At 59.2% G+C, this 21,189-nt stretch carries 19 protein-coding genes and 1 pseudogene; 7 read left to right on the forward strand and 13 right to left on the reverse strand.

From position 1 onward, the window contains the following. The first annotated feature begins 163 nt into the window (after positions 1 to 163). From WCJ41_RS14910 to WCJ41_RS14920, 3 genes are all read left to right on the forward strand, one after another. A complete protein-coding gene (locus tag WCJ41_RS14910) occupies positions 164 to 445 on the forward strand; it encodes a type II toxin-antitoxin system RelE/ParE family toxin (protein ID WP_336906625.1) in 282 nt (93 codons plus the stop codon). Between the two features lie 12 nt (positions 446 to 457). Next, a complete protein-coding gene (locus WCJ41_RS14915) occupies positions 458 to 811 on the forward strand; it encodes a HigA family addiction module antitoxin (protein WP_336906626.1) in 354 nt (117 codons plus the stop codon). Between the two features lie 222 nt (positions 812 to 1,033). Beyond that, on the forward strand, positions 1,034 to 1,879 hold the full coding sequence (locus WCJ41_RS14920; protein WP_336906627.1) for a hypothetical protein: 846 nt from the start codon (positions 1,034 to 1,036) through the stop codon (positions 1,877 to 1,879). 28 nt (positions 1,880 to 1,907) lie between these two features. On the opposite strand, the gene WCJ41_RS14925 is transcribed toward WCJ41_RS14920, so the two are convergent. Both WCJ41_RS14925 and WCJ41_RS14930 read right to left on the reverse strand, forming a co-directional pair. Then, complete coding sequence (locus tag WCJ41_RS14925) at positions 1,908 to 2,162, reverse strand: hypothetical protein (RefSeq protein WP_336906628.1); 255 nt, start codon at positions 2,160 to 2,162, stop codon at positions 1,908 to 1,910. Between the two features lie 113 nt (positions 2,163 to 2,275). Continuing rightward, a complete protein-coding gene (locus WCJ41_RS14930; protein ID WP_336906629.1) occupies positions 2,276 to 2,725 on the reverse strand; it encodes a hypothetical protein in 450 nt (149 codons plus the stop codon). Between the two features lie 110 nt (positions 2,726 to 2,835). Between WCJ41_RS14930 and WCJ41_RS14935 the strand changes: the two genes are divergently transcribed. Then, positions 2,836 to 3,144: a GMC oxidoreductase gene (locus WCJ41_RS14935; RefSeq protein ID WP_336906642.1), complete on the forward strand. Its 309-nt coding sequence runs from the start codon at positions 2,836 to 2,838 to the stop codon at positions 3,142 to 3,144. Positions 3,145 to 3,212: 68 nt separating this feature from the next. Next, positions 3,213 to 3,476 carry a helix-turn-helix domain-containing protein gene (locus WCJ41_RS14940; RefSeq protein WP_336906630.1) on the forward strand — a complete coding sequence of 88 codons (264 nt, stop codon included), beginning with the start codon at positions 3,213 to 3,215 and terminating at the stop codon, positions 3,474 to 3,476. A 47-nt stretch (positions 3,477 to 3,523) separates the two neighbouring features. Here WCJ41_RS14940 and WCJ41_RS14945 read toward each other — a convergent pair whose 3' ends face one another. The 6 genes from WCJ41_RS14945 to WCJ41_RS14970 form a co-directional block, all read right to left on the reverse strand. Beyond that, positions 3,524 to 4,498: an ABC transporter ATP-binding protein gene (locus WCJ41_RS14945; RefSeq protein WP_336906631.1), complete on the reverse strand. Its 975-nt coding sequence runs from the start codon at positions 4,496 to 4,498 to the stop codon at positions 3,524 to 3,526. Beyond that, positions 4,495 to 5,448, reverse strand: a complete 954-nt coding sequence (locus WCJ41_RS14950) for an ABC transporter ATP-binding protein (RefSeq protein WP_336906632.1) — start codon at positions 5,446 to 5,448, stop codon at positions 4,495 to 4,497. Before WCJ41_RS14950 ends, WCJ41_RS14945 begins: the two co-directional genes overlap by 4 nt. A gap of 26 nt (positions 5,449 to 5,474) precedes the next feature. Next, positions 5,475 to 6,356 carry an ABC transporter permease gene (locus WCJ41_RS14955; RefSeq protein ID WP_336906643.1) on the reverse strand — a complete coding sequence of 294 codons (882 nt, stop codon included), beginning with the start codon at positions 6,354 to 6,356 and terminating at the stop codon, positions 5,475 to 5,477. After that, the gene (locus WCJ41_RS14960) at positions 6,337 to 7,281 is read right to left on the reverse strand and encodes an ABC transporter permease (protein ID WP_336906633.1); all 945 of its coding nucleotides are present in this window, start codon (positions 7,279 to 7,281) and stop codon (positions 6,337 to 6,339) included. The genes WCJ41_RS14955 and WCJ41_RS14960 overlap by 20 nt, the downstream gene beginning before the upstream one ends. 65 nt (positions 7,282 to 7,346) lie before the next feature. Further along, entirely contained in the window at positions 7,347 to 8,891 is a 1,545-nt protein-coding gene (locus tag WCJ41_RS14965) for an ABC transporter substrate-binding protein (RefSeq protein WP_336906634.1), read from the reverse strand. A gap of 158 nt (positions 8,892 to 9,049) precedes the next feature. Continuing rightward, the gene (locus WCJ41_RS14970; RefSeq protein ID WP_336906635.1) at positions 9,050 to 11,083 is read right to left on the reverse strand and encodes a CocE/NonD family hydrolase; all 2,034 of its coding nucleotides are present in this window, start codon (positions 11,081 to 11,083) and stop codon (positions 9,050 to 9,052) included. Positions 11,084 to 11,149: 66 nt separating this feature from the next. Here WCJ41_RS14970 and WCJ41_RS14975 point away from each other — a divergent pair, with 66 nt between their 5' ends. Beyond that, on the forward strand, positions 11,150 to 12,316 hold the full coding sequence (locus WCJ41_RS14975) for an iron-containing alcohol dehydrogenase (RefSeq protein ID WP_336906636.1): 1,167 nt from the start codon (positions 11,150 to 11,152) through the stop codon (positions 12,314 to 12,316). On the opposite strand, the gene WCJ41_RS14980 is transcribed toward WCJ41_RS14975, so the two are convergent. From WCJ41_RS14980 to WCJ41_RS15000, 5 genes and pseudogenes are all read right to left on the reverse strand, one after another. Beyond that, a complete protein-coding gene (locus WCJ41_RS14980; protein ID WP_336906637.1) occupies positions 12,313 to 14,322 on the reverse strand; it encodes a CocE/NonD family hydrolase in 2,010 nt (669 codons plus the stop codon). The two genes, WCJ41_RS14975 and WCJ41_RS14980, sit on opposite strands and share 4 nt — an antisense overlap. Positions 14,323 to 14,922: 600 nt before the next feature. Continuing rightward, positions 14,923 to 15,678, reverse strand: a pseudogene (locus tag WCJ41_RS14985) (IS256 family transposase). 134 nt (positions 15,679 to 15,812) lie between these two features. Further along, complete coding sequence (locus tag WCJ41_RS14990) at positions 15,813 to 17,057, reverse strand: M20/M25/M40 family metallo-hydrolase (protein ID WP_336906638.1); 1,245 nt, start codon at positions 17,055 to 17,057, stop codon at positions 15,813 to 15,815. Continuing rightward, the gene (locus WCJ41_RS14995) at positions 17,054 to 17,953 is read right to left on the reverse strand and encodes a polysaccharide deacetylase (RefSeq protein WP_336906639.1); all 900 of its coding nucleotides are present in this window, start codon (positions 17,951 to 17,953) and stop codon (positions 17,054 to 17,056) included. Before WCJ41_RS14995 ends, WCJ41_RS14990 begins: the two co-directional genes overlap by 4 nt. 10 nt (positions 17,954 to 17,963) lie before the next feature. After that, on the reverse strand, positions 17,964 to 19,334 hold the full coding sequence (locus WCJ41_RS15000) for a 4-hydroxyphenylacetate 3-hydroxylase N-terminal domain-containing protein (protein WP_336906640.1): 1,371 nt from the start codon (positions 19,332 to 19,334) through the stop codon (positions 17,964 to 17,966). Between the two features lie 30 nt (positions 19,335 to 19,364). On the opposite strand from WCJ41_RS15000, the gene WCJ41_RS15005 reads away from it, so the two are divergent. Then, on the forward strand, positions 19,365 to 20,456 hold the full coding sequence (locus tag WCJ41_RS15005; protein ID WP_336906641.1) for a LysR family transcriptional regulator: 1,092 nt from the start codon (positions 19,365 to 19,367) through the stop codon (positions 20,454 to 20,456). Positions 20,457 to 21,189: the final 733 nt, after the last annotated feature.

The following is a 21,189-nucleotide window of genomic DNA, read 5'->3' on the forward strand; positions in this document are numbered from 1 at the left end:
AACCCCAAACTGGAACCCTGTCGCTAGCGAAAGCCTGCGCTGAGCGCCCCCGCTACGTCAAGTTCGGCGGAAGGACCCGTGATTTCAATGACTTGAGAAGACATGATCTGTCAAACAGTACGTCCCTATTGACAGGACGTACTGTGCTGCGGTACGCTTTCGCATGATCCGCAGCTTCGCCGACAAGCAGACCGCAGCCATCTTCGCGGGACTCGCCGTGCGAGGATTGCCCCAGGATATCCAGAAACGGGCGCGCATCAAGCTCAAGATGCTCGATGCTGCCAAGGAACCCCTGGACCTCGGCAGTCCGCCGGGCAACAGGTTGGAGGAACTCCGCGGCGACCGCAAGGGCACCTACAGCATCCGCGTCAACGATCAGTGGCGCATCTGCTTCGCATGGCGAGACGGCGAAGCCCTGGACGTCGAACTTGTCGACTATCATTGAGGAACTCCGACCATGACCATCAAGCGTGAAGATATTGAAACTGGCAAGATCGACTTCTCGGATATCACCACCGGACGCAGGCTTCCAGCCGTGCACCCTGGCGATGTGCTCAAGACCGAGTTCCTCGAGCCACTCTCCTTGAGCGTCTACCAACTCGCCAAGGACCTGAAGGTGCAGCGCAGCCGGCCAAATGAGATCGTGCTCGGCCAGAGATCCCTCACCGCCGACACGGCGCTGCGGCTTGCGGTCTACTTCGGGACGACGCCGGAGTACTGGATCAACCTTCAGACCCAATACGACCTCGACATTGCCAACCGCCAGCTGCGCAAGAAGATTGAGCGGGAGGTGGCCCCGCGGGCCGCCTGAAACGAAAACGCCCGGAGAACTCGTCTCCGGGCGCATTTCTGATCTTTCAATATCGGAACTTTTAGCCGCGTCGCAGAAACGTGTCAACAGGATTTTTCAAGTATATCTCAATTTTCTTACTAAGTTTGTTTTCAGACCCGTCTCCAATGCGCTTGACTCATGCCAACCGGCAACGACGTACATAGAGCTCAGTGCCATAGGGAAACTACGACCAGCTAGAGCTTGAAAAAGCCGATCGACTGCGCAAGTGTCGGCGTTGAGTCGATGATCATCTGGCGGATTTCGGCAGAATGGAATTCAGGAAACCTGGACGACCAAGAAGGTGTTACCATGCGGAGCAGAACTGATTTCGAACGTGGTCAAGCAGAGGGCGATAGCAGGCCGTCAATCTCCGAGGTGCTTGCAGAATATTTGAGTGCGGAAAAGAAGCGCTTATCACCAAGAACCTACGCACGGTACGAAGACGTGATCAGGCTATTCTCTCACAGCCTCAATAGATACGCGGCGAACTCTTTGAACAAAGCCGAGCGCGAGCTTTTTGAAGAAACAACTGGAGCCGAGGCAGATCGGCCTCGAGAGTTCTGCGATGTTTTTGGCCCTGAACATATCCTGGGAAATGTCGGCGAGTTTTTGAATTACTTCATGGTCAGAAAAGTAATTGGGGACGCAGCTACATTGCAGGCATCAGGCTCAGTGATAAAAAAGCTTTCAAAGTGGCTTGTTGAAAAGGGATATGCCAATAGCGAAGATGCCGATCTAGCCATCCAGCAAGGCTCAGATGCAGCGCGTGATCTGCCTGCCGCGGCAAAGTTGACTGCGCTTCTCTACGATCTAACGGCGAAACATCAGACGCCACGCGAGTCGGATATCGAAGGGCACTTCTCAATCACGAAAATCGAAAGTGACCGCATATGGCTAGAAGATGAGGATGACGGCAAACACTATGGGCCGATCCTGTTACCGGAGAAAGCGATCAAGCTCTGTCGTGTCGGCTGGGTAATTTCAGGTGCGGTGCGCAGTACCAGCAGCCGCTACATTCTTGTCGAGGCTTATCAGGTTCTTCCATAAGGCCGTCCCGACGACCCCATAAACTCGCTCAGGCCGCCAGCATCTCATCCACGACGGCGTCGGCGATCTTGCCCTCCCTGCAGATCACCGTCGCCTCGCAGTATTCGCCAGTTGGATCGCCGTTACGTGTGAACGCAATCGCACCGGCAGCGCCGCGGACGACCGCGCCGCGCGCCTGGGCAACTGCGGATCGCTCGGATGGGCACTGCACGCCTGCCTGTGCGACGAGACCGCCCTTCACTCGCTTGAATGCGATCATGACGAAATAGGTCTTGCTGGCCATGTTGCTCTCCCTGTTTTCGGGATACGGAGCATAAAAAGACCAATATGGCGTGTCGAGTTGGAAAAATAGGGGCCGGATACAACCGGCCCCAGCTATGCGCATGTCGCCGGAATTTACAACCTGAACAACCGCACCAACGCGTTCAACGCCACTCGCAGGTTGCCGATGTCGTCTTCACTCCAGTGCAGGGCATCCTGATCGGTACAGATGACCCGGTAGACCAGAAGTGTCGGCCGCTTTCCAGGAGACAGCCGATGCTCCCGGTCGCAACCATCAAGCACATCGGTGGCGTCTCGGAAGCGCCGTTTCAGCTTTTCGACCACCTCCGCAGCAGGCTCGCTCGGAGTAGTTCCGAAGATGCCCTCGTTTATGAGAAGCCCGGCGACGGACCGCGGGCTGGGTGACGGCAGCCCCACCGTCGCGTGGTGGTCGCGGTAGAGCTGGGCGAACGCCACACCGGCCTGGTACTGCGTCTCGCTGATCATCTCCCGGAAGGCGAGACGGCCAGGCGCCTCAAGGCCCACAAGCATCTGCCGTTGCTCAAAGCCGCACTTCAAAGCCATCGTACCGCTCAGACCACCACCCCGACGGTTGACCGCCTCGCTGATGCCGCATAACGTTCAACCAGCAACGCCAGTCTCGGCATTTTCAACAGAGTTCGGGACATCCCCACCTGCCCGGCGACAACATAAAAACGGACGCGGAACTCGATGCATTCATCCGCGAAGACGCATCCTCAGCCTACCATCCGTGCGGTACAGCGCGGATGGGTGCCGACGGAGATGATCGCGCCGTTGTCGATTTGCAGCTCAGGTTTCGAGGAGTCGAAGGGCTCCGTGTCGTCGATGCGTCCGTTATTCCTACAATACCCAGTGCCAACATAAATGCCTGCGTCTTCATGATTGCGGAAAAGGCTGCAGATATGATCCTCGGGCGCAAGCCGCTGGCGCCACAGCAGGTCGAATATTTCAAGGCCTCATGAGGTGGAGATATCTATGATCTCGCGAGACATCCTGGTTCATAGCCTATTGAGTTAGGATGATGTCTTCAATGCCCCCGAAAGAGCGCGACATTCAGCGCAACCTGAAGATCTTGAAGCTTGTCGAGGAGACGGGGCTTGTCGGCCGGACCTGCCGGTACTTCGACATAGGTAGAGCCAGCTTCTACCGCTGGAAGGCGGCGCTTGAGAAGCATGGTGAGGCTGCCCTGGTTCGGAAGAAGATGATCCCGAAGAACCCTACGAACCGGCAGCAGGCCAATCCGTGCTGCTCGTACAGGAAAGCTCTAGAACAACTAGAGGCTCTTCCACGTTAGCTCACCGATCAGAATGCCTTCGCTCGCTGCCGGCGCATTCAGACGCTTCACCATAAGGGATTGTGGCAACGGACATTCTGGCCCGTGGCCGATTTTTCCGCATTGGGTACGCTGATGCGGCAAATTTCGCGGGCTTGGTCGCACCGAGGATTGAACTCACAGCCACTCGGCCGGTTGCGCAGGCTTGTGACTTCGCCGGTGAGCACGGGCCCACTCCGGCGGCGGGCCGGATCGGGGTTTGGTTGTGCGGCGATCAGAGCTGCCGCGTAGGGATGGCGCGGCGTCCGGAACAGCGCCTGCGTTGGCCCCTCCTCAACGATGCGTCCCATGTACATGATGGCTGTGCGGTCGCTCACGTGGCGCACCACTGCAAGATTGTGCGTAATGATCATAAAACTCAGACCGAGTTTCGCCTGCAGCCTGCCGAGCAAATTGAGGATCTCGCCCTGCACCGAAACGTCGAGCCCCGCCGTAGGCTCATCGGCGATAATCAGCTTGGGATTGAGCGAGATGGCACGCGCCACACCTACGCGCCGGGCCTGTCCACCAGAGAGCTGGTGCGGGTAGCGCCCGGCGAAGTCACTGGGAAGCCCCACCAATGAAAGGAGTCGGTGCGCCTCAGCCCCGAGGTCCCTGTCACGTAACCCGTGGATGACGAAAGGCTCGGTGATGAGCGACTTGACCGTGCGCCGGGGCGACAGGCTCGAAACAGGATCCTGAAACATCATCGCGACGTCGCGGTGATAGGCGCGGTTTGGGTGGGGGCCCAAGGCGAAGGGGTTCTTACCGTCGAAGAGGATATTACCTCCAGTAAACGGCGTTAGCCCGATGACCGCGCGAGCGAGCGTCGTTTTTCCCGAACCGCTCTCCCCCACGATGGCCAGCGTTGATCCCGGTTCGATCTCCAGTGAGACGTCGATCACGGCGTCGACGAAGCGATTGTGGAGGCCAGCGATTGCGGCTTTTACCGGCCCGGCGATGGAATAGCGCACACGCAGGTTCTGCACCGAGAGCAGGCTCATCGCGGTGCGACAGCTTCGGCAAAGTGGCAGCGCGCGAAATGGCCATTCCCAACCTCGAACATAGCCGGCGCCTCGCGGTGACAGAGGTCGGAGGCCAGCGTGCACCGCGGCGAGAAAATGCAACCACGGGGAATCGCCGCCAGGTTCGGCACTTCCCCAGCAATAACGGGAAGATCGCGTGTCACTTCGGATATACGGGCCGGATCGCAGGCGATGAGGGCCCGACTGTAGGGGTGCTGAGGCCTATAGAAGATATCGGTGATTGGTCCCTGCTCCACCACCTCGCCCGCATAAAGCACCAAAACGCGATCACAAAGCTCAGCGACCGCGCCAAGATTGTGGGAGATGAACAAAATGGCGCAGCCAATCTCATCACGCAGTTCCCGCAAGAGGTGCAGGATTTGGGCCTCCAGCGTTACGTCAAGGGCGGTCGTCACCTCGTCGGCAATGAGAATTTCTGGTTTTTCTATCATGCCCATAGCAATTGCAATGCGCTGACGCATGCCGCCTGAAAACTGGAAGGCATAATTGTCGAGTTGCTGATCGGCATCCGGAATGCCCACCCGCTTTAGCACCGCGGCTGCCTTGCTGCGCTTGGACGCGGTATTGCCATCAGCACCGTGGCGCTGGATATCCAGCATCTGCCGGCCGATGCTGCGAACCGGGTTGAGAGACGTCATTGGGTCCTGAAACACCATAGCGATACGGCGGCCACGTATCTCTCGCATCGCGTCCTCAGTCAGTTTGAGGATGTCCTTGTCGTCGAATATGATCCTGCCCGCGGTGACGCGCGCGTTTCCAGAAAGCAGGCGCATGATTGCGAGGGCCAACGTGGACTTGCCCGACCCACTTTCTCCGACAATGCCTACAATCTCCCCCGCCGGAACGGTGAGGGAAATGTCACGCAGAACGTGGACTGGCGCGCGACCAGTGTCGAAGTCGATAGACATGTGATCGATCTCAAGCACGCTTTGCATCAAACCACGTGCCTCAGCTTCGGGTCCAGGTTGTCACGCAGCGCTTCACCAAGGAAAGTGAAGCCAAGGGTGGTGATGATAAGCGGAATGCCACCCGCTATGACGATCCACGGCGCGGTTCGGATCTGGCCGAAACCCTCCTGCAGAATGCGGCCCCAGCTAGGCGCCGGCGGCGGAATACCCATACCCAGATAGGTAAGACCGGCTTCCAGTGCCACGACCGAAGGAATGTCCATGCTGGCGATAATCAGCAGTGGGCCCACGACGTTAGGCAGCAAGTGAACGATTATGATCCGGAGTTTCGAGGCCCCAAGCGACTCGATGGCCTGCACATATTCGCTACTCTTGATCGTTAATGTCGCGGTGCGCGTGAGCCTCGCGTAGGCAGGCGTCTGGATCACAATGACAACGAACATCAGGGTGCTGATACTCGCGCCCAGCAGCGTTACGACGGTAAGCGCCAGCATGACGGTGGGGAAGGAGTAGATGGAGTCGGAAACTAGCATCAGCACATTGTCCAGCCAGCGCGGACCGTAGCCTGCAGCTAACCCCAGAACGAGACCGAGGGCGAGTGCCGTGGCGATCGTGGTGATGCCCACCGACAGAGCTATACGACTTCCTGCAATCACTCGCGAGAACACGTCGCGACCGAGATTGTCGGTTCCCATCCAGTGCACCAACGAGGGGGAATGAAACCTGTCCGGTACATTGATCTTGAGTGGATCGAAGGGCGTGATCCACGAAGAGAATATGCCGCAGAACAAAATGAGAAGAACGAGCACCAGCCCGATGCTTCCCATAGGGTCGCGACGCAGCCGCCGCAGCGTGGCCGAGGCGACGCCCGGTTCTGACCAGGGTTTTTCAGAGATTTGCGCGCACACGGGGGTCAAGCCAGGCCACCAGAAGATCAGCGATCGGCATCGTAATCGCAAAGAGAAAGACAGTGGTCAGCACTCCACCCTGCACGACGGGAAAATTCCGCATGCTTGCCGCATCAACGATCAGCTTGCCGATGCCCGGGCGCGCAAAGATCGCTTCAATGAAGACGGCACTTGACAGCAACCCCCCCACCGCCACCGCGAGCAGGGTTATGGTGGGCAATATCGCGATCCGCAGTGCATAGGACTTGATGATTTGGAACTCTGGAAGGCCATGCGCACGGGCCGTGCGGATGTGGTTCTCTCCCATCACCTCCAGCATGGAGGCGCGGACAATGCGCGCAAGGTACCCGACCCAACCGAGCCCAAGGGCGAATGCCGGCATGAGTAGGTGGATGGCCTGATCCTTCCAGTTTCCGCTGTCGCCCGCACCAATTATCGGAAGCCAGCCCAGCTGGATCGAGAAGAGGAGGATCAGATAGATGGCTACCACGAAGGACGGGATCGAGATCGTCGCCACGGAGAGCACACCGGTGATCCGGTCCAACACGGAGTTACGGCGCACCGCCGAGTAGCAACCGAGCGGAACCCCGATCAACACCGCCCAGCCGAGGCCTGCGGCAATCAGCACCAGCGTGTAGGGCAGGCTTTCCATGACCATCTGGCTCACTGGTCGCTGGCTCCACATGTCGGTTCCGAGATCGCCCCGCAGCAGTTTGCCAAAGAATGTGCCGAGTTGCACGACAACCGAATCATTGAGGCCAAGCTGCTCGGTGATCCGCGCGCGCATCGCTGGGCTCGCCCGAGAGCCCAGCATGATGGTGGCGGGATCGCCAGGGATGAGCTTAAGGGCCGTGAACAGCATCACCATGGATGTGAACAGGATCAGGATCGATAGTCCGATGCGTTGGATGGCGTAGAACAGCATGTCCTGATGGTGGCTCTTTCAAAGAAGAAGAGGCGGGCAGGATACTAACCCTGCCCGCCACTGGTTCATGCCTTCTTAAACCGATCGACCAGCAATTCGCCGCCAGTGTCGAAGTCTGGCACGACCTTCTCGTTGTGGATGTAGTTCAGTGGATCGTGGGTGATCCAGACATAAGCACCGGTATCCTCCATGATCTCCTGCATGCGTACGTAAATTTCCTGGCGCTTGGCAGAATCCGTCTCGGCGAGGCCCTTCGTCCACAGCGCCTCGAACTCAGGGTCCGACCAGCGCTCCCAGTTCCACACACCCACTTGGCTTTTCACGAACCACTGGAGCGGGTCCGACGGATCGGGGGACGAGCGGTAACGCATCCACCACATCTGCAGGCTCTTCCAGTCATCACCCTTGGACTCGAGACCGAGGTTCCAGAACGGACCAGGGTCAACCGGCACTATCTCGCAGGTGATGCCGACATCGGCAAGATTGGCCTGCACGATCTGTGCCGCCGTAACACGATAAGCCTCGTTCAGCGTTTTAAGCTGGATATTAAGGCCGCTTACCCCAGCTTCAGCGAGAAGAGTTCGCGCCTCGTCTGGATTGTAGCTGTACTTCGACGCCGTGCGGTTTCCGACCACTCCCAGTGGCACAACACCGTGCGCAATCGGTGCCGTGCTGCCATATGCGGCATCAAGGATCGACTGGACGTCGATCGCCCGCTGTATCGCTTTTCGTACACGAATGTCCTTCAGCGTTTCGTGCTCGGTATTCATGCCAATCCAGGTAAAGTATGGACCGGGCTGGTTCGTGAGCTCCGCACCGGCAGGCATCTTGGACTTATATCTCGCCGCCGTCGTCGGCAGTACGGCGGTAATCGCTACCTCTCCCGCTTCGAAGGCCAGTTCGGCCGCGGTGGTGTCCTCGATGTTGATGAATTGAACCTCAGCGAAGGCGGGCTTCGTGCCCTTCCAGTCTGGGTTTGCCTTCAAAATAATCTTCTGCTTCGGCGTCCATTCGGTCATCACGTAGGCACCGCATTGAGCAGGAAGTTCCGTGGTGAACTTCTGGTCCGGAAGCTTTTCGACCTTGGACTTGGGAAGTATGGTGCCGGACTCCGAGGCTACGCCCATCAAGAACGTCGCGGCAAAAGGCGCCTTCAGCACAATGGTGCCGCTTTGCGCGTCCTTCACGTCGACCCTCTCAAGCGTGGGGAAGCGGCCTGCCCAGTCAGACTTAAGCATGCGCTCCAAAGAGAACTTGACGTCCTCGGCGGTCACATCGCCGGCGTCACCTGACCATTTCAATCTAGGCTTCAGGGTGAACGAAATGGTGACCGGATCGTCTTGAGTAACCTTCTCCACATATTCGGAAGGTTTCCAGGACCAGTTGCCGTCAGCCCCTCGGACGGGAACCGCGAGCCGAGGCAGGCAGGCATACTGCACAGTCGTCTCGACGCCGCCAACCATGTACCCTGGATCAAGAATCTGAATGTCCGCCTCTATACGGACCTTCAGGATATCGCCCTCCTGCGCCAGCACCTGGCTGGGCTTGATACCCAGCGCGGCGATGGCACTCAGGAAAGCGGAATTTCTTAGCAAGTCACGTCGGTTCATCATATTCTCCTCCCGGAGATCTGTCGTTGAACTTCTTGCCCAGCACGACTAAGCCGCACTAGGAAACGAGACTGTACCTGCCAGAACGCGCTGTCAAACGGCATGTAGCGGCAAGCCGAGAGGGACCCTAAGACAACACCCGACTCCGCCGCTCCACGCTACACGCAATCACGCTTGAACGAGCGTTTGAAGTCCCGGTTCACGAAGGGCTTTCCATTGATGAATGTACGAACATGGCTCTCCATATGGAAGTGCGTCTTGTCGGAGGTGAGCGACACATCTGTCTCAGTGCGTGCATCCCACGAGCCACGGCGGAAGTGAAACGTGGTGGCGACCAGGGAGCGGGGAGGTTCGCGCCCGTCGCGGCTCACCGAATAGTCCTTGAGTTTGGTCAGGCTCAGTTCCGTTCCGATGTCGTCAATCCGGTAGGTACCGTCATTGCGCTTAATGAGAAAATTTACACGCTGCTTTTCGATGTCCAGGATGAGATGGCGAGTTTCCGCTCCCGGATCGCTGACCGTGACAGCAGCAGGAGGGGACTTTTCAGGCGCACTGAACTTGACTTTTGCGAGCCCCTTCTCCGAAACGAGGACCGGGAGTTCGAGCCAGGAATGCGACGGGTCAACGGTTACGGTGGCATGCTCTGGGGAAGGCCAGGCGATCGGCCAGTAGCTGCTTGACACGGCGAGCCGCAGCACCGCGCCAGCGGGCACCCTTTCGGCAATTTCGTTCAGCTCCACCGTCACGTCGTAGAATTTGCCTGGCTTCAACGGCTTGGGATTTTCATGACTGTCCCGGTGGGCGAGGTTCAGCAGGCCATAGGTTATACGCTCCACCGAGCCGTCAGGATGGATGGCGTTGAGACGCACAGCAACCTGCGCCTGAGGCTTGTCAGCTGCGACGCGCAAACGCATGTAGCTGCGCCCGACGATCGAAAGCGGCTTCTTGAGAACCGGTGCGTCGAAGCAGATCGACTGCAGATCGTCCTCGCGCTGGTCGATCGCCAGTTCGGGCGCAACCTTGCCGAGCGCGTAGGCGCACCATTCGCCGGCGTTCACTCCCGTCGAGAGACTGGAGCAGATCGACCGTGGCTTTGCCCTCGTTCTGGCCTTGGTGAGCTTACCGTCGCCGAGATGGAACGTCTGGACCTTGATATTTTTTGAAGGCCATTCGGGGAGGCCAATCCAGCGCCCCTTGCGCTCGTCAAAATGCGGGCGCGGCGGCTCGCCATCCTGCAGGAAGAGTCGAAGTGCGGGATCATTCTCCACGCCGGTCTTCTTGCCTTTCAGCCAGCGATCCCACCAACGTTTGCACTCCTGCAGAAAGCCGATGGCAGGTCCCGGGAATCCAACGTGAGGATATTTATGGCCCCAAGCGCCCGCGATGCCCTTGGCCCCAGGCATGTTTTCTACCGAGCGGAAGACGGCCGCCGTATAGCCGTCCACCCAACCGCTGGCGTTAAGGACAGGAACCTCGATACGGCTGTAATCCTCGCAGACCGAGCCGTGCTTCCAGAAGCCGTCACGGCGCTGGTGCTCCATCCACATCATCGGATAGCAGTCGAGATTTTCGATGCGATACCTCCACATTTCCTTCCAGCGGTCCTCCCCCACAATCGCCGGGTCTGGTGGCAGTGAGCCACAGGTGACGAAGAAGTCGCCCCAGTCCAGCGTGTCGTTGAGGAGGCAGCCTCCCATGTAGTGGACATCGTCGGCATAGCGATCGACGGTGGAGCAAAGTGAAACGACGGCTTTGAGCGCCGGCGGGCGCCTGGCGGCGACCTGCAAGCCATTGAAACCGCCCCAGGAAATGCCAATCATTCCAACGGATCCGGTGCACCACTCCTGCTCCGCAAGCCAGGCAATGACCTCGACGGCGTCGTCCTGCTCACGCTCATGGTATTCGTCCTGGATCAACCCCTCGCTGTCACCGGAACCGGAGATGTCGACGCGCGCCACGCCATATCCGTTGGCGGCAAACCAGTAATGCGTCTCGTCGTCCCGGGGCCGCGTGCCGTCGCGCCGCCGGTACGGAATATACTCGAGTATCGCCGGTACAGGCCTCTTGGCCTTGTCTTTCGGCAGCAGGAGCCGGGCGGCCAGCCTACGGCCGTCACTCATGGGGATCCACGCGATCTCTACGTTCTCGACCTCTGCTCGGCAATCGACGATCTTCACCGATTTGGTAGCCATGTTGCCTCCCGCTGATTTTGATGGTCAGCTAAGGCCCAGTTCAGGAAACTGTCAACGCGAGGCCTCATGACGTTCTGGCGATTTAGTGCTGCGGAAGATCTGCGCGGTGACTGGTTTTTTCCGACTGAGGTACGGTTCGGGGCAGGACGAATATCCGAACTACCCCTCATCCTCGAACATCTCGGCATCAGACGTCCGCTGATCGTCACTGATCGCGGATTGGCCGCAACGCCGATCCCGAATCGTGTGACAGAGATCGCCGCATCCGCTTCCATTCCAATTCTATGGCCGGGCGCAGACCAGAACCCTACCGGGCAACAGGTGACCGAGGGTGTCGCGGCGTTTCATTTACACGAAGCGGATGGTGTCATTGCGCTCGGAGGCGGCAGCGGCCTCGACTGCGGCAAGTCAGTGGCGCTGCTCGCCGGATGCGGCGGTGATCTCTGGCGCTTCGCCTATCCGCGTAGCCTCGAACACCAGCACGAGCGCACCACAGTGCCGATCATCGCAATACCGACGACCGCCGGTACTGGCGCTGAGGTCGAAGCGAGTGGAATCATCACGGACCCGCTGAAACCGGTGAAGGCGGGCATCGTCAATGCTTCCATGCTACCGCGCGTCGTGATCGCGGATCCAGAGCTGACGCTGAGCCTGCCGCCGAACCTCACGGCCTGGACGGGTATGGACGCGCTGTCGCACAATCTTGAAGCCCTTCTCGTCAGGCAATTCCATCCGATGGCTGATGCCATTGGCGCCGAGGGGATCCGTATCTGTCACGCGTTCCTGCCACGCGCCGTTGCGAACGGTGGCGACATCACAGCCCGTTCCTACATGATGGCGGCAGCAATCATGGGAGCGACCTCCTTTGTAAAGGGGCTGGGCGCGATGCATGCGCTGAGCCATGCCATCGGTGCGCTGGTAGGGGCACAGCACGGGCTTACCAACGCCGTTCTCATGCCGCATGTGCTGCGCTTCAACCGCCCTGCCGTGGAAAAACCGATCTCGGAACTGGCGCGCTTCCTGGAACTCGACGCAAGTTTTGACGCCTATCTGGCTGAGCTGATGGAGCTTTCCCGGCGTGTTGGCATACCCGCGCGGATCACGGAGATCGGTGTCAGGCGCCAGGACTTCGAGCGCTTAGCAACTATGGCGCTTCCAGACTTCAACGCAGGCTGCAATCCCCGCCCGCTCGACCAGCCGGCCCTCGTCTCCATTCTGGAGGCGGCGAGCTAGACGAGATCGCGCGGGATGGTCACTGACCACTCCTCGCTCTTCACAATGCGCTCATTTTCCCACGCCTGGAGCTTGCCCTTTAAGAGGAAATCGCTCGCGGTTGAGGTGAGAGCCACGTCAGTCAGCATGGTGACGTCCCAGCTGCCGCGCCGGTAGCGGCGCACGTTGTGCGTTTCTATGCTGGCAGAGAGTGGATCCTCAGGATGGATCGTGTAGCGGGTATCTGTGTGCGTGCCGAGTTCAAGCGAAATACCGTCGATGCGGCGCCAGCCGTCGCTGTTCACGCGCTCCAGCATGGTGGTTCCGGTCATAGCATCGACGTGAACCGTCCAAGTGTTATGCCCAGGTTCAATCTCAGTCTGCGCGAGCGGAGGCGCACTTTTCGGGGGCGGGAGCGGCTGCAGCGACGCGTCCAGAGAGGTGGCCTCCCGCACCGGCAAACGCAGTTCGCTCGCTTCGCAGTGAACCGTGAGCATACCGGCCTCCGGAGACGGCCAGACGATAGGCCAGTAGGCATTCGACAGCGCCAGTCGGATGCGGTTATCCTTGCCGAAGCGGTGGCCGATATCGCAGAGCTTTATGTTCACCCGGTAGAGCCTTCCCGGCACCAGCGGCTCCGGCGCTTCATGACTGTCTCGGTGTGTGAGGTTGAGAATTCCGTAGCTCACGCGTGTTGCCGCGCCATCCGGGAAAACCTCACACAGTGTGGCGGCGATCAACGCTACCGTCTTGTCCGACGTTACATCGAAACTGATCAATGGGGTCCCGAGCATGTCTACGTCTTCAGCGAGAGGCTCTGTCTCAAAGATCGCCTGGCCGCCCATTTCCTGTCGCTGATCGAGGGGTTGGTCTGCCCATATGCCGTAGGGGCACCACTTACCGGCAGCGAGCCCAGTGGTCTGCGGTGACGATACTGTGACGAGGCCCTGCCCAGCCTTGCCAAGGCGGCCGGGTGAAAGGGAAAGCGTCAGGGGCCGTGAACCCTCCGCCCTCCACCGCGTCTCGGCCACCCAGCGGCCAGGTTTATCCGTATTGCAGGGGTTCGGCCGCACTGGCTCTTCGATGTAAGCTCGCAGCATCGGCTCTTCCATGATGCCTGTGTTCTTGCCCTTTAGCCAGTGATCCCACCAGCGGAGGCACTCCTGGAGGAAACCGATCTGCGGCCCCGGCTTCGCGAAATGGGGATACTTGTGCGCCCACGGTCCGATGAGCCCCTTGCGCGGTCCCCGGAGATTGGCGAGAAGCCGGCCCACGGCATTGGTGTAGCCATCGGCCCAGCCACCCACGGCATAGACGGGACATTGGATGGCGCTCCAATCCTGGCCGACAGAGCCGTGCGTGTAAAATGCGTCTCGGCGCTGGTGCGACATCCAGTCGGCAAGCCAGAAGCCGCTCTCATTGAGCCGCGTCATCCACAGCTGGCGCCACGAATCGCCCACAACGGCCGGATCGGGCGGCGCTGCGTTGAGTGAGAACATCGTGGAGCCCCAACCGATCTTATCGAGGAGCAGAGCACCTCCCATGAAGTGGACGTCGTCAGTATAGCGGTCGTCTGTGGAGCAGATGGAGATCACGGCCTTGAGCTGGCGTGGACGAAGGGCCGCCACTTGCAGACCGTTGAATCCACCCCAGGAAATGCCGATCATGCCGACGGCTCCCGTACACCACGGTTGCTGTTCCAGCCAACTCATGATGGCGAGCGCATCATCCTGCTCTTGCTTAAGATACTCACCCTTGAGAACGGCCTCAGAATCTCCCGATCCCCGCATGTCGACGCGGACACAGGCGTAACCGTGACCGGCAAAATATGGATGAGTAAGAGCGTCACGTTCTGCTGTGCCGTCCCGGCGACGATATGGCAGGAACTCTAAGATGGCAGGAATCGGCGCCGTTTCCGATCCGACGGGCCGCCAGATACGCGCCGCAAGCAATGCCCCATCTGCTGCGGGTATCCGGACATCATCATGCATTACGACGTCGAAAGGCAGTTCATCGACGATGCCCATTCAGCACCACTCCCCTGCAAAAACCTGTAAAAAGAGCCAAGTTGCAGACTGCCATGATGTCCGCTTCTCTCGCTAGATATAAAAATCACTAGGGCTAAACAATCCAATTAGCGCAAGCTCTACCTGCGAAATCCGCATCAGAGAAAGAACTGGATACCGTATTCCCTGGCTCTTGCTGCCTCTGTCAGACTGCACGCGAGGTTGTACGCACGAGCACAGCGGCTTGGCATTAAGCTGAACGCGTCAGATCACTTGTGATCCATCCCCACTGAAGTGGTCCGACTTGAAGTATATCTTATGTTGAGCTCAAAGAGACAAAATCCGGCCGCCACGCGCAGGGCGCAGTCAATAGCCCCACGGCAAGAAGCTCGTGAATACTGAGGATTTTTGCTGTTTGAGTCTCGGTGAGCGATACTCTGCCTGGGGTTAAATGGCGGAAAAGGAGGGGTCCAAAGCGCAAGATAAATATCTCATTATATCAATAATTTGATAGTAATATTAGAAATACAACCGACACTTTGAGCGGCACCCATGTCAAGCACGACGGTCAAGTCCGAAAGTTGCTACAAATTCCACTTGGCTCGGTTGATGACGGCATGACTACAACGCCATTACCACGACGTTGCTGACAGCGTCAGTCTCGCTTCTCTTCATAAGCCACTCCTTGAACTCATCCATGTTGATGTAGAGGCGCTCTGCCCAGATCTCGTTGAACTCGGCGAGAAGGGCGCCCATGAGAGGGAGAGCTGACTCGTCGTTCGGAAAGATCTGGATCACCCTCTCTCTACGGCGGATTTCCTTATTCGGCCGCTCCTGCATGTTTGTCGTTCTGAGCCGGCGGCGCTATTCCGCCGGAAGGGCCATCACAGCCATGGCATCCGCAAACCCTTCTTCCAGGCAGGCGACAGCCTTCGGGGCAGACTTTCCAAATCTTTAGATGAACACATCAAGCTGCCGGTTGGCTTCAACCATATCGTGGGCGTGGAGGACGAGTTTTGCATGAGCCGCAACCTCACCCCTGAGTTTGACCGGGATGAGGGACAACAGGTTCCGCATCAGGTGGACCTGGCACCGTTGCCAGCTTGCCCGCCTAAAGTACTTGGTGATTGCCTGAGTCAATCCGCCATGACTGTCGGAGATCACGAACATCACGCCGCCAAGACCGCGGCCCTTGAGCCAGCGAAAGGTCTCATCCCAGGTCGAAAAACTCTCGGTGCCGCCAATCCGAATGCCAAGGATTTCGCGTTTGCCATCTTCCGTGATGCCAGACACGGTCAAGGCAGCTCGGCCGACAACCCGTTCATCATCGCGGCTTTTGAAGAGTACCTTTCCATTGAAGGCGCCATCAGGCAACATCACGGCCCTTGCCGGTCAGAAACCGAAAGTCCTCGCGCCGTTGTGATCGTCCTGTCTTGGCCAAGGCAATCCGCCCCATTCACTGTTCGTGAAGAGGATAGTCTGGCGGAGCTGCGGGTCGCAACATCGGAACTTCAGCCGGTCAGGTAATCATAAGCCGCGCAAGCGTGGACGCGGACGATATGGAGGAACTCCTCCATCTCCACACGCTCGTCTCGTGCACCCATGGTGCGCGGCGAGGGGCCATAGACATAGGCCGGGATGCCGCGGTCACGCCACAGGCGCATGTCGGTCGTGCCCAGCCCCACCATCGGCTTCGGATCGAAGCCTTGTAACGCCGTCACGTTGCGGCGGATCAGCCCGGTCATCTCGTGTTCGGGGTCGCACCAGTTGGGAGGGCTGAAGTTGAACTCCTCGTATCGCACTTCCGGATGCCGGGCGACGATGGCATCGAGTTCGGCCGTGATGCGTTCCTTTGAGCAACTGATTGGGAGCCTGATATCGACCTCGAATTCGCATGAACTCGGGATCATGTTGACCTTCGCTCCGCCTTTGATGAGTCCGATGTTGGTGGTGATGCCCTGGATGATGCTGGCGGCCCCGGCTCCAAGCGCTGCCTCGATCACCTCCGCCGAACCGCGCAAGACGGCACCGACATTGCCGGGTGCGGGCACCTCGGCCTCGATCTCCTGAATCTCGCGAATCACCTCGGCTGCAATCTTGGTGGCACTCTTGCTCATGTGGGAGTAGGCACCGTGGCCGCCCGGCGTCTGCACATGGAACCTCAGCCAATAGGGCCCCTTCTCGCCGAAGCGCACCGTGCGGGGGTCGCTGGGCTCGCCGGAGAGGCAGCAGTCGCCATGGACCTCCGGATGGTGTTCCATCAGGTACCTGGCACCATAGGGCCCGAAAGTCTCTTCGTCCGAAACGACCGTGAGGGTGAGCTTTCCGGAGAGGTCATCGCGCAAGCGGGAAAGATAGAGATAGGTGAAGATCGATGCCGTGGTGCCGCACTTCATGTCCACCGCGCCACGGCCCCAGATGCAGCCATCGGCAATGTCGCCGCTCCACGGCCCATGGGTCCAGGATTGGGGCTGCTCGACGGGGAAGACATCAAGGTGGCCGTTGAGCACCAGATGCTTTCCGGTCTTCGGTCCATCGAAGCTCGCCACGATGTTGGGCATCTCGGGATGGGCCACGATCCTGCAGTGGGCAAGTCCTTCGCGGTCGAGGAAGTCTGTCACGAAATCCGCCCCGGTTCGGGTGTCGCCGGGAGGATTGGGATTTTCCTTCGTCAGGAATTCGCTGAGGAACCGGATGAGCTTATCCCTGTCCGCTTCGATCCAGCCCAGCAGGCGCTGCTTGCCGTCCTCGCTCATGGTCTCTTCAACTCCGGAATGGGACTCACATAATAGGGAAGGTTGTCGCAGCGCGGCCTCCATTGACCCGACGCCTCGAGCGAGCGCACATGCACGGCAATGTCCTCGAGCCGCGCGAACCAGACGCCACCTTTCTCGTGCATGTAGGTCAGCAACTCCTCGATCGCGTCGCAGCGGGCCATCCGGCCGCTCAGGAAGGGATGCCACACGGCAAGCCACATCCCGCCGTGCCGCCAGACGGAGTCGAACTCCTCGCGGAAGGCTTTCATCGCATCCGACGTTGCCTTAGGCTGCATCATATAGGCGAGATCGCGCGAGGACATGTAATGCGCCCAGTCATCCATCGCATAGTGACTCGGCATCTCGATGACCGAGCCTGAACCGTTGTCAAGAAGATAGGGAATGTCATCTCCCATCAGCGAGGCGTCGTAGTGAAATCCCTCGCTCACGAGATGATCGAGCGAATTGCGGGAGAAACGGTAGGACGGCGCGCGGTGGCCGCGTGGCCGCTGCCCCGTCATGGACGTGATCACCTCGATGCTCCGCTGCATCCAGTAGAGCTCGTCCTCCCGGCTCAACTCGTTCGGATGCTCATGAAGATAGCCGTGGTGCCCGATCTCGTGGCCATCGGTGAGGATGGCTTCCACGGCAGCGGGATAGCGCTCCATCGACCAGGCCGGGATGAAGAAGGTCTGCTTCATGCCGAAGCGGCGATACATCGCGAGGATGCGCGGAATGGCTACTTCCGGTCCGTAACGCAGCATCGACAGCGCCATCACCCGGTTGTCAGCACTGTCCGGGTGGGCGAGGTGCAAAATCGAGTCGGCATCCATGTCGAAAGAGACGGCGACGGCGCAGCGACAGCCGTTGGGCCATGGGATGGGATTTGCGAGCATGGAGAGTTCCTCAGAGCCCGAGCTTGCGGCGAATGAGGTTCATGCCGTTGCTGCGGTCATGGCTGCGGTAAAGCTCCTCCCGCAAGGCTGGTGCCGGCGTAGCATTGATGTTCTCGAACAGCGCCACGCGCATGGCACTGGAACTGCATGTCATATCCCATATGAAATTGAACAGGCGGTTCTTCTCGCGCGCGTCCAGGCGGTAACCTGGAAGATATGTATCGAGAAGGTCGCCCAGGTCTTCCCTCTCCCAGGCGGCTTGGGGAACACGTCCGATCAGTCCCTGCCCGCTCAAGTCACGCAGAATCTGCATGATGCGCGGGTAGTGCTCAATGGCATGAAGCCTTCCCGCCGTGACGAAGGAATGGTTGGGGAGCATTACGCCGCTCTCGGTCGGCTGGGCCGTCTCGACAGCGGCCGTCATCATGCCGCGAAGGATCGCAGCATAACTGATGACTTCGGCCACCATCGCCCGGACGGCGGGCACATGATCAGTGCCAAGGGCATCGACAATCAGTTGCGCAGCGCCCGCGAAGATTTCGCCGCGATAGGCCAGTCGATTGGCAATCTTCCAGAAGGCGAACTGGCCGAGCGTCGTGTATATTTGCCCCAGGGTCTTGTTCTTGTAGCTGAAGACATGGTCCCAGGGCACGAAGACATGATCGAAGAGCAGGATGCAGTCGGCCTCCTCGCCCGCGGCGTTCAGCGGGTTGTCTTCCCGGTTCTCGCGGCCTGACACGTTGGGCTCGCGCAGAATCATCTTGAGGCCCGGCGCATTGGCAGGGATCGCCGTCCAGATGTTGCATTCCTCCGGCATGGTCGGATCAGGCGGCGGCATCGACACGGTGCCGATATTGCCCTGCGCCAGAACGGAGTTACCCGCCTTGGCTCCACAAAGCACCACGCCGTCCTTCCTCTCCTCGACCACGCGGAGCCGCGCCTGCCTGTCGGGCATCGGGAGCTTGCGATTGGCCTGCACGTCGATGATGACATCGGAGCTCACCAGATTGTTCTCACGCCCCGTCTGCAGGAAATGCTCGATCTTGCCGAGCGCCTCGGGGTCCTTCTCTTTGATGAGGTGGTTCCACGCGACGAAGGACACAGCCTTCACCGGACCATAATCCGGCGGTCTGCCGAACACGCCGAAGGTCAGTGTCGTGCTGTGACGGATCATGGCGTCGTAGCGCTTGAGGTCGTCGATCGAGCGCGGCACGAGCCATGCGGTCGAGAACCTGTTCCCCGTGGCAGGATCGACGGTGGTCAGGAGATCCTGGGTTTCAATAGCCACCTGCGCGTCGAAGTAGGAACCGAGCGTCTCGATCGCGGTGCCAAGGGAAGGCTCGGCCGTGACGTCGGCGACATCCCTGCCTCCCAAAATCACGTGACGCCCGTCCCTCAGGCTCTGCCGGTAATGCTTACCATCGCGCAGCCAAGGCTGTCCCGCGCTGCGAGCGACCTGGTTTCCGACAAGAAAGTGTCTCGCTCCGTCCTGGACGGGGGTAACGATGTTCATCATGGTGCGCCTCATTTCATGGGAAGACAGTTGCACCGCGCCATTAAATATGAAAATATCATCTTTTCATCCTATGCATTGAAATTCCTGATGCAGATTTCCCTGAAGGAGCTTCGTTTCTTTGTCGCGGCGGCGGACCATCAGAGCATCACGCTCGCCGCCGCGAGCATGAACGTGTCGCAACCTTCGGTGTCGCTGGCCATTGCCGGTCTCGAGGACAGGCTGGGCATCCAGCTTCTGGTCCGGCATCATGCGCGTGGGGTTGCAATCACCGCGGCGGGCATCGACGTGCTCCGCGAGGCGCGGAAGCTCTTGGCGCACGCCAACGACATTCAGGCCATGGCTAGTGCGCTGGGCGAGGCTCCCCGTGGCCGCCTGAAGATCGCCTGTCTCACCTACCTCGTTCCGCGTTACCTGCCGTCTCTCCTGTCGAGTTTCTCGGCGGCCTATCCCGAAATCGAGGTCGATTTCGTCGAGGGTGACCAGAAGCGTCTTGTGGACAGCCTGATGACGGGAGAGGCCGAACTGGCGCTCAGCTATGACCTCGACCTTCCGAACAGCGTGAGTTCAGAACCTCTTGTGGACCTCGAACCTTATGTCATCGTGGCAAAACGCCATCAGTTCGCCGGGCAAAAAAGGGTCAGACTTCAGGAACTCGAGCAGGACCCGGTAATCCTCCTCGACCTGCCCATCAGCCGCGACTACTATACGGCTATCTTCACCAGCCTCGGAATCACGCCACGGATCCGCCACCGCAGCACCTCGATCGAGGCGGTGCGTGGATTGGTGGCCAATGGGCTGGGATATTCGATCCTCAACCATCGCGCTAAGTCGCTGACCGCCTATGACGGGCGCAAACTGGCGGAACTTCAGATCGAGGACAGTCTGCCTCCGGCCCGGGTATCGCTGCTCATGCCGTCCGGCATGAAGCCGCGCCGAATCATCGAAATCCTCGCCGCCCACACGCGGTCGTTCTTTCTGGACTTGTAGATTGGATTTCCGGTACTGGCGGCTATCGCACGGCACGACGACCGCAGCCCTTGCGCCAGGCCGACGGATCGTTCCAGATCGTAGCAAAATGCCGTTTTCTTGTCGCTCGGGCCTGACGGGCACGAACCAGGAGACTCTCGCTACGCGGCAAGCGGCGCCCGCAGGGGATGAAGACGGCGGCAATGGCACGCCCAGATGAGTCCAAGATATGTCCACATCTTCAAGCCCTAATTGACCGGAATATCATTCGCTGGACGTGAAGAGCAGGTGATGGGCCTGAACTTCTGCCGTGCAGCGTAACGCCGCCGATAGTGCCAGCACTGATGGTGACGGCCACCGCACTTGCGTTCTCTACAGGCATGGATCCGAGGCAGAAATTGGTCCTACCGACCGTAGGGTTGCCGGCATAGTAATGGTTCGATGAGAGGCCCTCGCGCTAACCAGAAAGAGGATGCAAAGTACGGCAGCAAGGTCAATATAAAATCAAATAATTTCAACTACTTGCTGCCGCCGTACCATTTTCGGGCAGTCAGGAGCTTTGGAGAATACGGGGCTGAGAGAGACCAAAATAGACCCGGCCGCCATGCCGGCAGTTAGGAGCTTTTCGGGAGGAAGCCCGCAAATACTGGGGATTTTAGGCGCTCAGAAATCGCGGAGAGAGCTTTGCCGAAGGGTTAAATGGCGGAGGGAAAGAGCCTGGCAGCCAACTCTCTTTCGTTCCAAGTCATTGATT

The organism is Aestuariivirga sp., from assembly GCF_037139295.1.
Taxonomy (GTDB): Bacteria; Pseudomonadota; Alphaproteobacteria; order Rhizobiales; family Aestuariivirgaceae; genus Aestuariivirga.

Bases quoted from the DNA above. Each gene is read 5' to 3' on its own strand.
- WCJ41_RS14965 (WP_336906634.1), bottom strand. From the start codon at position 8,891: ATGAACCGACGTGACTTGCTAAGAAATTCCGCTTTCCTGAGTGCCATC.
- WCJ41_RS14990 (WP_336906638.1), bottom strand. From the start codon at position 17,057: ATGAGCGAGGACGGCAAGCAGCGCCTGCTGGGCTGGATCGAAGCGGAC.
- WCJ41_RS14950 (WP_336906632.1), bottom strand. From the start codon at position 5,448: ATGTCTATCGACTTCGACACTGGTCGCGCGCCAGTCCACGTTCTGCGT.
- WCJ41_RS14970 (WP_336906635.1), bottom strand. From the start codon at position 11,083: ATGGCTACCAAATCGGTGAAGATCGTCGATTGCCGAGCAGAGGTCGAG.
- WCJ41_RS14975 (WP_336906636.1), top strand. From the start codon at position 11,150: ATGACGTTCTGGCGATTTAGTGCTGCGGAAGATCTGCGCGGTGACTGG.
- WCJ41_RS14915 (WP_336906626.1), top strand. From the start codon at position 458: ATGACCATCAAGCGTGAAGATATTGAAACTGGCAAGATCGACTTCTCG.
- WCJ41_RS14995 (WP_336906639.1), bottom strand. From the start codon at position 17,953: ATGCTCGCAAATCCCATCCCATGGCCCAACGGCTGTCGCTGCGCCGTC.
- WCJ41_RS14940 (WP_336906630.1), top strand. From the start codon at position 3,213: ATGCCCCCGAAAGAGCGCGACATTCAGCGCAACCTGAAGATCTTGAAG.
- WCJ41_RS14980 (WP_336906637.1), bottom strand. From the start codon at position 14,322: ATGGGCATCGTCGATGAACTGCCTTTCGACGTCGTAATGCATGATGAT.
- WCJ41_RS14945 (WP_336906631.1), bottom strand. From the start codon at position 4,498: ATGAGCCTGCTCTCGGTGCAGAACCTGCGTGTGCGCTATTCCATCGCC.
- WCJ41_RS15005 (WP_336906641.1), top strand. From the start codon at position 19,365: ATGCTTACCATCGCGCAGCCAAGGCTGTCCCGCGCTGCGAGCGACCTG.
- WCJ41_RS14910 (WP_336906625.1), top strand. From the start codon at position 164: ATGATCCGCAGCTTCGCCGACAAGCAGACCGCAGCCATCTTCGCGGGA.
- WCJ41_RS14960 (WP_336906633.1), bottom strand. From the start codon at position 7,281: ATGCTGTTCTACGCCATCCAACGCATCGGACTATCGATCCTGATCCTG.
- WCJ41_RS14930 (WP_336906629.1), bottom strand. From the start codon at position 2,725: ATGGCTTTGAAGTGCGGCTTTGAGCAACGGCAGATGCTTGTGGGCCTT.
- WCJ41_RS14925 (WP_336906628.1), bottom strand. From the start codon at position 2,162: ATGGCCAGCAAGACCTATTTCGTCATGATCGCATTCAAGCGAGTGAAG.